Origin of the sequence: Staphylococcus auricularis (assembly GCF_001500315.1) — a bacterium.
Lineage (GTDB): Bacteria > Bacillota > Bacilli > Staphylococcales > Staphylococcaceae > Staphylococcus > Staphylococcus auricularis.
The window spans coordinates 77,511-86,342 of record NZ_LLER01000018.1 but is presented as its reverse complement, the minus strand read 5'-3'; the positions used below and the strand labels follow the sequence as shown (position 1 = coordinate 86,342).

Sequence of the window (8,832 nt, the reverse complement as noted above, 5' to 3'; positions counted from 1 at the left end):
CGGTTCGAACCCGTCATCCTCCACTATTTTGATTAATACCTTGGAGGGGTAGCGAAGTGGCTAAACGCGGCGGACTGTAAATCCGCTCCTTCGGGTTCGGCAGTTCGAATCTGCCCCCCTCCACCATTGATGGGCTATAGCCAAGCGGTAAGGCAACGGACTTTGACTCCGTCACGCGCTGGTTCGAATCCAGCTAGCCCAGTTTTTTGAGCCATTAGCTCAGTTGGTAGAGCATCTGACTTTTAATCAGAGGGTCAGAGGTTCGAATCCTCTATGGCTCACTCATTAATGAGACTCGGGTTAACCTAGTTATTTAGTAACTGGTTAACCCGAGTTTTTTATGTTTATCACGTTATGGGTTTTATGTGGTTTTCTTAATTTAAATAGTCTATTTAATTAATAGTTGTATTTGTATTTAATTATGATAATTTATTAGTAGGGAATGAGTTGCTATTGCAAAAAATCATACAAAGGAGTCATTTTCTATGAATGATATTGTCGTAGTTATATGTTGTGGAATAGCAGCACTCGTTGGAGGTCTCATCACAGAAGTGACCTTAAAAAATAAACCTATACTCATTAGATTGCTATCTATTTTAATCATTTACATTATTGTTTTTGTGATTTTATTACTTATTAGCTTTAAGTTCTTTTAAATTTGGACCTCAAGTAATTATAAATTAAACTATTCATTTAATGTCTGATGTTGGGTTGTTATTTCTAACATTAGACATTTTTACAATTATGTCTGGCGTATGCTACTTTATAACTTTAAAATCCCCATATTATCTACATATACAATGATACTGCAGCTTCTTATTTAACTACTCACCATCTCCTCAAAATACGCATTAGAACGGAAGCAACCCCATTTTAATGCCGAAATTAAATTATTTTTCCTTATTCTTTAAAAAATTTATTTTGAATAAATATACAGGTTATATAGTAAGAATAAAATGGTTAAATTAGAAAGCGCTTACATTTCATTAGAAGACTCATTTTTGACAATTGTATGTTCAATAATATTTATGGTTTTTTTATGAATTTTGTCTTGTTATATAATTCTTATTATAACTTGATATATAAAGTTAATTACCTTACTATAAATTTAATTGAGTACAAAAGGGGTTTTAGACATGAATAAAACAATAGACATCATAGGAGCGCCTGTAGCATTTGGACAAAGAAAACTAGGTGTAGACTTCGGCCCAGATGCGATCAGATATGCTGGTTTATTAAATAGATTAAAAGATTTAGATCTTACATTTAATGATAAAGGAAATATACAAGTGCCTAAAATAGATTTAGAACGTTATTTGAGTGAGCAAGAGGGTGCACGTAACTTACCTGAAATCGTAGAAGTTTCTAAAACATTAAGTGATGCGACGTCAGAAAGCGTAGCCCAATCTCATTTTCCACTCACGCTTGGTGGAGACCATTCTTTAGCGATTGGTTCTATATCTGGTATCAGTCAACATTATGAAAATCTAGGAGTCATTTGGTATGACGCACATGGTGATTTAAATATTGCAGAAGAATCACCATCAGGGAACGTGCACGGCATGCCATTACGCACATTACTAGGTGAAGGTGATGAACAGTTAGTTAATGTAGGAAGTGAAGGTGCTAAAGTTAAACCTGAAAATGTCGTGTTAATTGGGATGCGTGATTTAGATAGCGGTGAACGACGCTATATTAAAGAACAAAACATCAAGACATATACAATGGCTGATGTGGATCGCTTAGGCATCCAACAAGTCATTAAAGAGACGATTGAATACTTAAAAGATAAAACAGATGGTATTCACTTATCGTTTGACGTAGACGGCTTAGACCCATATGAAACACCGGGAACGGGTACACGTGTGCCAGGTGGTTTAACATATCGCGAAAGTCATTTTGCGCTTGAACTGTTAAGCCAATCAAATTTAATTACATCTATGGATCTTGTTGAAGTGAATCCATTATTAGATCAAGGGAATAGTACTGCAGAACAAGCAGCAGTACTATTAGGTAGTTTCTTCGGAGAAACATTACTTTAAAATATAAATATCCATTTTTAGCTGGAGCTCCAATGAGTTCCAGCTTTTTTGTGAGAAGGAAGTAATCAAAAGAAAGTTTCATTAAAACCACCTGCTAAACATGTCATCCTTATTTTAAAAGAATCCTTATTTTCTCTCTGTTTTGTGTTTAAATTAATATGACAGGCGCCCTTGAGATTGGTATAATAAAAGAACGTGGGAACAGATTACCGGAGGAGATGCTATGGATTTATCCAATTTATTTGATAACTGGAGTACGCTTAAAATTATAACAACCGTACTCGATTTAATCATCGTTTGGTATGTACTTTATCTTCTCATTACAGTTTTTAAAGGTACGAAAGCCATTCAATTATTAAAAGGGATTGTTGTTATTGTAATCGGACAACAAGTCAGTAAAATGCTGGACTTAACCGCGACAGCTCGACTGTTTGACTTAGTTATCCAATGGGGTGTACTCGCACTCATCGTCATTTTCCAACCTGAAATACGTCGGGCCTTGGAACAATTAGGTCGAGGTAGTTTATTTAAACGTTATACGGGTACAGTCAATGATACTGAAGATCAACTCGTTGAAGCTGTAACAAAAGCGGTACAATATATGGCCAAACGTCGTATAGGGGCCTTGATTGTATTTGAAAAAGAAACTGGCCTCCAAGATTATATAGAAACAGGGATTTCGTTAGATTCTGATATTTCGCAAGAGCTTTTAACGAACGTCTTTATTCCTAACACACCATTACATGATGGTGCGATGATTGTACAAGGTAAGAAAATCGCAAGTGCAGCGAGCTATTTACCACTATCAGACAGTGCTAAAATAGCGAAAAGCTTAGGTACTAGACACCGTGCCGCAGTGGGTATATCTGAAGTTTCAGATGCGTTCACGGTTGTCGTTTCAGAAGAGACAGGTACCATTTCAGTCACTTTAGATGGTAAATTACGTAAAGATATCTCAGCTGACGCATTTAAAGAATTATTAGCTGAACATTGGTTTGGCTCACACTTGAAAAAGAAAGGTGTGAAATAATATGATAGAGAGTAAATGGGGATTGCGCTTCATCGCTCTAGTCCTAGCACTTTTGTTTTTCTTATCAGTGAATAACGTCTTTGGTAATATATTTGATATTGATAATATAGGTCAAAAATCTAACGAAACAGTAGAGGATGTACCTATACAAGTTAAATATGATTACAAGACGTTATATGCAAGTAATGTACCTGAAAGTGTTGACGTCGAGTTATCTGGTTCACATTCTCAAATTCTTAAAAATGCGAACAACGAAAACATTAAAGCTGTGTTAGATTTAACCGGCGAAGAAAAGGGTATACACTCCTCAAAATTTAAAGTGAGCGGACTAGAAGACGATATTAAATATTCAGTGAAACCGAAACAAGCTACTGTAAACCTAGAAGAGAAGGTAAGTAAAAATATTAAAGTCACACCAGATGTGAGCTCCAAACACATTGATGATAGATATAAAATCAGCGATCAAACAGTTTCTCCGGAAAATGTTAAAGTAACTGGTGGTCAAGAACAAATTGATAAAATTGCTTATCTTAAAGCAACATATAAAAACGATAGTAAAATCACGCAAGACACAACAGATGTAGCAAAAATCACCGCATTTGATAAGAATTTAAATAAACTCAATGTGGCGGTTGAACCTAAAGAGGTTAATCTGAGCGTTAAATTAGAACCTTACAGTAAAAAAGTAAAACTTAAAACGAAAACAGTAGGTAGCTTATCTGATGGCAACAAACTAGATGACATCAAATTAAGCGATAAAGAAGTAGAAATTTTTGGTAATCGTGATGATCTAGAAGATATAGATTCAATCACCGCTAAAATAGATTTAGATGACATTCATGAATCGACTGAACAAGATGTCGACTTAGAATTACCAGATAATGTATCAAAAGCAGAGCCAAACGAAACGACTGCTACGATAAACTTAAAATAACAGGAAAATGATAAAGGAGACATAGACAATGGGAAAATATTTTGGTACGGACGGCGTTAGAGGCGTTGCAAATAAGGATTTAACTCCTGAACTTGCCTTCAAATTAGGCCGTTTCGGTGGTTATGTACTCGCACATAATGAAGATAAGGATCACCCTAAAGTATTGGTCGGTAGAGACACACGTGTATCTGGCGAAATGTTAGAATCAGCATTGATTGCCGGACTTGTTTCTATAGGCGCAGAAGTCATGCGCTTAGGTGTCATTTCTACACCAGGTGTTGCTTACCTTACAAAAGAGATGGAAGCGGAATTAGGCGTTATGATCTCAGCTTCACATAATCCAGTAGAAGACAATGGTATCAAATTCTTTGGATCAGATGGTTTTAAACTCTCTGACGAACAAGAGTTAGAAATCGAAAAATTACTCGATGAAGAAGATCCTAATTTACCACGCCCAGTTGGTGAAGATATTGTCCACTATTCAGATTACTTTGAAGGGGCACAAAAATACATCAGTTACCTTAAATCTACAATTGATGTTGATTTAGAAGGTATGAAAATTGCTCTAGATGGCGCGAATGGTGCGACATCTTCACTTGCACCATTCTTATTCGGTGATTTAGAAGCGGATACAGTTACAGTAGGTTGTAACCCAGACGGCTACAACATTAATAAAGAAGTAGGATCTACGCATCCTGAAACACTAGCTGATGCAGTTGTTGAAAATGAATGTGACTTCGGTCTTGCATTTGATGGAGATGGTGACCGCTTAATCGCAGTTGATGAAGAAGGTCAAATCGTCGATGGTGACAAAGTGATGTTCATTCTTGGCCAAGCCATGGCGAAAAATCAAGAGCTTAACGATAACATGATCGTCTCTACAGTCATGAGTAATTTAGGCTTCTATAAAGCACTTGAAAATGAAGGTATTGAATCATCTAAAACCAAAGTAGGTGACCGTTACGTCGTCGAAGAAATGCGTCGTGGTGGCTACAACCTAGGCGGTGAACAATCTGGTCATATCATCATGATGGATTATAATACAGCAGGTGATGGCCTACTCACAGCGGTTCAACTTGCGGCAGTGATTAAAATGACAGGTAAAAAACTAAGTCAACTTGCTGACCAAATGAAAAAATATCCGCAATCATTAATCAATGTGCGTGTGACTGATAAACACGGTGTCACTGATAACATTGAAGTACAAGCGGAAATGGAAAAAGTAGAATCCGAAATGAACGGTGAAGGTCGTATACTCGTTCGTCCTTCAGGCACAGAACCCCTCGTTCGTGTCATGGTAGAAGCTTCAACAGATGAAGAAGCAGAATCATATGCACAACGTATCGCAGACGTGGTTGAAGCACAAATGGGTCTAGACTAATATAAATCAAAAGCACGACTACCTAATGATAGTGTACTGAACCCCAGAAATTAGATTTTAGTCCAACTTCTGGTGTGCACATCATAGGGCAGTCGTGCTTTTTTATTAAAGCGATTCATAGACATTTACAAAAAGCATGAGTTATTACGTTAATTTCTCACTTTCATTACAATATTGTAAAAATAATACTATAAATAATTTGCAATGCGCATCAGAAACGTTGTAGAATTAGACATAATTAATGAAAGGAGGATAGGGGTATAAAAGTAAAGCGCCTGTACAAGTCTCAAAGAGCTGTTTAACATTTAAAGTTTATAGCAGAAATTTTAATAGACAACTCTGAGGAGCTTGTAGACGAGGAGGATAGTGATCGAATTATCGGCGGATGCTATCCCGGATGTGGCTCATCCGAAATCTTATTAAGTAAAACATTGAGGCAACTCAGTGCACAAAGTTAATAAGTTAGCCGAAAGTAAGTAGCAAATATTAAGAATTTGAGTAAAAGGGTGCAGTATGCCTTTTTAAGGTTTGTGAATTCATATGCATCTTGGAAAATTTAATCGAGAAACTTTGCATTTATGACTACATCACTTATATATAAAGCGCATATTGGCCGTTTTACCTAACTATTGGAGGTAAATTACTTATGTGTGGAATTGTCGGATATATCGGCTATGAGAATGCGAAAGAATTACTATTAACTGGATTAGAAAAATTAGAATATCGCGGTTATGATTCAGCAGGTGTGGCAGTTGTCAATGATGACGGCACACACGTTTTTAAAGAAAAAGGCCGAATTGCAGAATTGAGAAAAATCGCTGATGAAGACGAAGCAGATGGAACAGTAGGTATTGGTCATACACGTTGGGCAACACATGGTACTCCTAACTATGAAAATGCTCACCCACATCAATCTTCTTCAGCACGATTTACACTTGTTCACAACGGTGTAATCGAAAATTATGAAGAATTAAAATCAGAATATATGCCAGATACAGAAGTGGTTTCAGACACTGATACAGAAGTCATTGTCCAATTAATTGAACACTTCTCAAATGAAGGCTTATCAACAGAAGAGGCCTTTACAAAAGTCGTATCATTACTTGATGGATCTTATGCCTTAGGTTTATTAGATAGTAACGATAGAGATACGTTATACGTAGCGAAAAATAAATCTCCATTACTCATCGGTGTAGGAGATGGCTTTAATGTCATTGCATCAGACGCATTAGCAATGCTTCAAGCAACAAATGAATACAAAGAAATCCACGACCACGAAATCGTTCTTGTAAAACGTGATTCAGTTACAATTAAAGACCAACAAGGTAACGTACAAGACCGAGAAACTTATATTGCAGAAATTGATGCATCAGATGCTGAAAAAGGCGTTTACGATCATTACATGTTAAAAGAAATCCACGAACAACCTGCTGTGATGCGTCGTATTATTCAAGAATATCAAGATGAAAATGGTAACTTAAAAATCGACCAAGATATCGTAAATGATGTTGCTGAAGCGGATCGTATTTACATCATTGCTGCAGGTACAAGCTACCATGCAGGGTTAGTCGGTAAAGAATTTATTGAAAAATGGGCTGGTGTGCCAACAGAAGTACACGTAGCCTCTGAATTCGTATATAACATGCCGCTCTTATCAGAAAAACCATTATTCATCTACATTTCTCAATCAGGGGAAACAGCAGACAGTCGTGCTGTATTAGTTGAAACGAAAAAATTGGGACACAAATCATTAACTGTAACAAATGTAGCTGGTTCTACATTATCAAGAGAAGCAGATCATACATTACTCTTACACGCAGGTCCTGAAATTGCGGTCGCTTCTACAAAAGCATACACTGCTCAAATCGCTGTGTTATCTATACTTTCACAAGTGGTGGCACAAGCACGCGGTAAAGAAGTAGACGTAGAATTACTTCGTGAACTAGCGAAAGTGACTACAGCGATGGAATCTGTTGTCGATGACGCAGAATATATGGAACAAATTGCGAAAGACTACTTAGCTACAACACGCAATGCATTCTATATTGGTCGTACGATCGATTATAATGTCAGCTTAGAAAGTGCGCTTAAACTTAAAGAAATTTCATATATTCAAGCAGAAGGATTTGCGGGTGGTGAATTGAAACACGGTACAATCGCATTAATCGAAGAAGGTACGCCTGTCTTTGCACTTGCAACACAAGAGGGTGTGAATGGTTCAATTCGCAGTAATGTGCAAGAAGTCGTCACACGTGGTGCACATACATGTATCGTTTCAATGGAAGGACTCGATAAAGAAGGAGACACTTACGTGATTCCTCACGTCCATGAATTATTAACACCACTTGTTTCCGTTGTGGTCTTCCAATTAATTGCATACTACGCAGCTTTACACAGAGATCTTGATGTGGATAAACCACGTAACTTAGCGAAATCTGTAACTGTAGAGTAATTGCGAATGGCTACATTTAAATGTAATGAGCGATAATAATTTCATTTTAAAATGATAAGAAAGATCCAGTTGGCGTCTCTTCGCTTCAAACTGGATCTTTTTATATATCAGCCTTTTTCAAAACGAAAAGCCATGATTAAAATCAATATGCATCATTGAACAAAGGGGGAGAAGCTTATGTTGATTAACCTAACACATCTTTCTAAAATCAAAAGGGGTAAAGAAATTTTAAAGGATATTTCTTGGCAGATTCAACCAGGTGAGAAGTGGTTACTTTACGGTTTGAATGGCGCAGGGAAATCTACGTTACTTAATATTTTAAATGGCTATGATTTTGCGACAAGCGGGACTGTAGAACTGTTCCAGATGGAGCCTGGTAAGGTGGGATATTCTGCAGATCGTGTCAGACAACACATTGGCTTTGTCTCACATCAATTAATGAATCGTTTTCAAGAGGGAGAAACTGTCCTTGATATTGTCATTAGCGGTGCATATCAATCTATCGGTGTGTTTCAAACGGTGACCGCTGAAGTTGAAAAACAAGCATATCAGCTTTTATCAGAAGTAGGCATGGGAGCCTTTTCCGAAGCCTATTATGGCACCTTATCTACGGGTGAGCAACAACGTGTCCTCATTGCACGTACGCTCATGGGTCAACCATCGATGTTAATACTCGATGAACCAGCGTCAGGGTTGGATTTTATTGCCAGAGAAACTTTATTATCAGCATTGGAACAGCTCTATATTCAACGGCCTGAACTTTCCGTCATCTATGTCACACACTTTGTAGAAGAATTAACGCCCCATATGACGCATGCATTATTGTTACGTGACGGGCAATGTTTTAAAAAGGGAGAAATCCGTGACGTACTCAATGAGACAGTGCTGTCTCAATTCTTCCATCGACCCGTACATTTAAAACAACACGAAGATAGATATGCTTTATTTTTACAGTGACAAAGATTGCGCAAATAGGTATGGCGTGCCATACTT

At 37.2% G+C, this 8,832-nt stretch carries 6 protein-coding genes and 3 tRNA genes; all 9 read left to right on the top strand.

The window, feature by feature from the left end:
- The first annotated feature begins 42 nt into the window (after positions 1 to 42).
- The 9 genes from APS80_RS09000 to APS80_RS08960 all read left to right on the top strand — a co-directional run bounded on the left by APS80_RS09000 (position 43) and on the right by APS80_RS08960 (position 8,796).
- Positions 43 to 126: transfer RNA gene (locus APS80_RS09000), tRNA-Tyr, on the top strand.
- Between the two features lie 4 nt (positions 127 to 130).
- Positions 131 to 202: transfer RNA gene (locus APS80_RS08995), tRNA-Gln, on the top strand.
- 6 nt (positions 203 to 208) lie between these two features.
- Positions 209 to 281: transfer RNA gene (locus APS80_RS08990), tRNA-Lys, on the top strand.
- An 855-nt stretch (positions 282 to 1,136) separates the two neighbouring features.
- Positions 1,137 to 2,042 (top strand): arginase, encoded by a 906-nt coding sequence (gene rocF / locus APS80_RS08985; protein ID WP_059107934.1) that lies wholly within the window; start codon positions 1,137 to 1,139, stop codon positions 2,040 to 2,042.
- Positions 2,043 to 2,265: 223 nt separating this feature from the next.
- Positions 2,266 to 3,072, top strand: coding sequence for a diadenylate cyclase CdaA (gene cdaA, locus APS80_RS08980; protein WP_059107933.1), 807 nt, complete (start codon positions 2,266 to 2,268; stop codon positions 3,070 to 3,072).
- A gap of 1 nt (position 3,073) precedes the next feature.
- On the top strand, positions 3,074 to 4,006 hold the full coding sequence (locus tag APS80_RS08975) for a CdaR family protein (protein WP_059107932.1): 933 nt from the start codon (positions 3,074 to 3,076) through the stop codon (positions 4,004 to 4,006).
- A 28-nt stretch (positions 4,007 to 4,034) separates the two neighbouring features.
- The gene (gene glmM, locus APS80_RS08970) at positions 4,035 to 5,387 is read left to right on the top strand and encodes a phosphoglucosamine mutase (protein WP_059107931.1); all 1,353 of its coding nucleotides are present in this window, start codon (positions 4,035 to 4,037) and stop codon (positions 5,385 to 5,387) included.
- A gap of 646 nt (positions 5,388 to 6,033) precedes the next feature.
- A complete protein-coding gene (gene glmS / locus APS80_RS08965) occupies positions 6,034 to 7,839 on the top strand; it encodes a glutamine--fructose-6-phosphate transaminase (isomerizing) (RefSeq protein ID WP_059107930.1) in 1,806 nt (601 codons plus the stop codon).
- A 177-nt stretch (positions 7,840 to 8,016) separates the two neighbouring features.
- Positions 8,017 to 8,796 carry an ABC transporter ATP-binding protein gene (locus APS80_RS08960; protein WP_059107929.1) on the top strand — a complete coding sequence of 260 codons (780 nt, stop codon included), beginning with the start codon at positions 8,017 to 8,019 and terminating at the stop codon, positions 8,794 to 8,796.
- Positions 8,797 to 8,832 lie beyond the last annotated feature (36 nt).

Bases quoted from the DNA above. Each gene is read 5' to 3' on its own strand.
- rocF (WP_059107934.1), top strand. From the start codon at position 1,137: ATGAATAAAACAATAGACATCATAGGAGCGCCTGTAGCATTTGGACAA.
- cdaA (WP_059107933.1), top strand. From the start codon at position 2,266: ATGGATTTATCCAATTTATTTGATAACTGGAGTACGCTTAAAATTATA.
- APS80_RS08975 (WP_059107932.1), top strand. From the start codon at position 3,074: ATGATAGAGAGTAAATGGGGATTGCGCTTCATCGCTCTAGTCCTAGCA.
- glmM (WP_059107931.1), top strand. From the start codon at position 4,035: ATGGGAAAATATTTTGGTACGGACGGCGTTAGAGGCGTTGCAAATAAG.
- glmS (WP_059107930.1), top strand. From the start codon at position 6,034: ATGTGTGGAATTGTCGGATATATCGGCTATGAGAATGCGAAAGAATTA.
- APS80_RS08960 (WP_059107929.1), top strand. From the start codon at position 8,017: ATGTTGATTAACCTAACACATCTTTCTAAAATCAAAAGGGGTAAAGAA.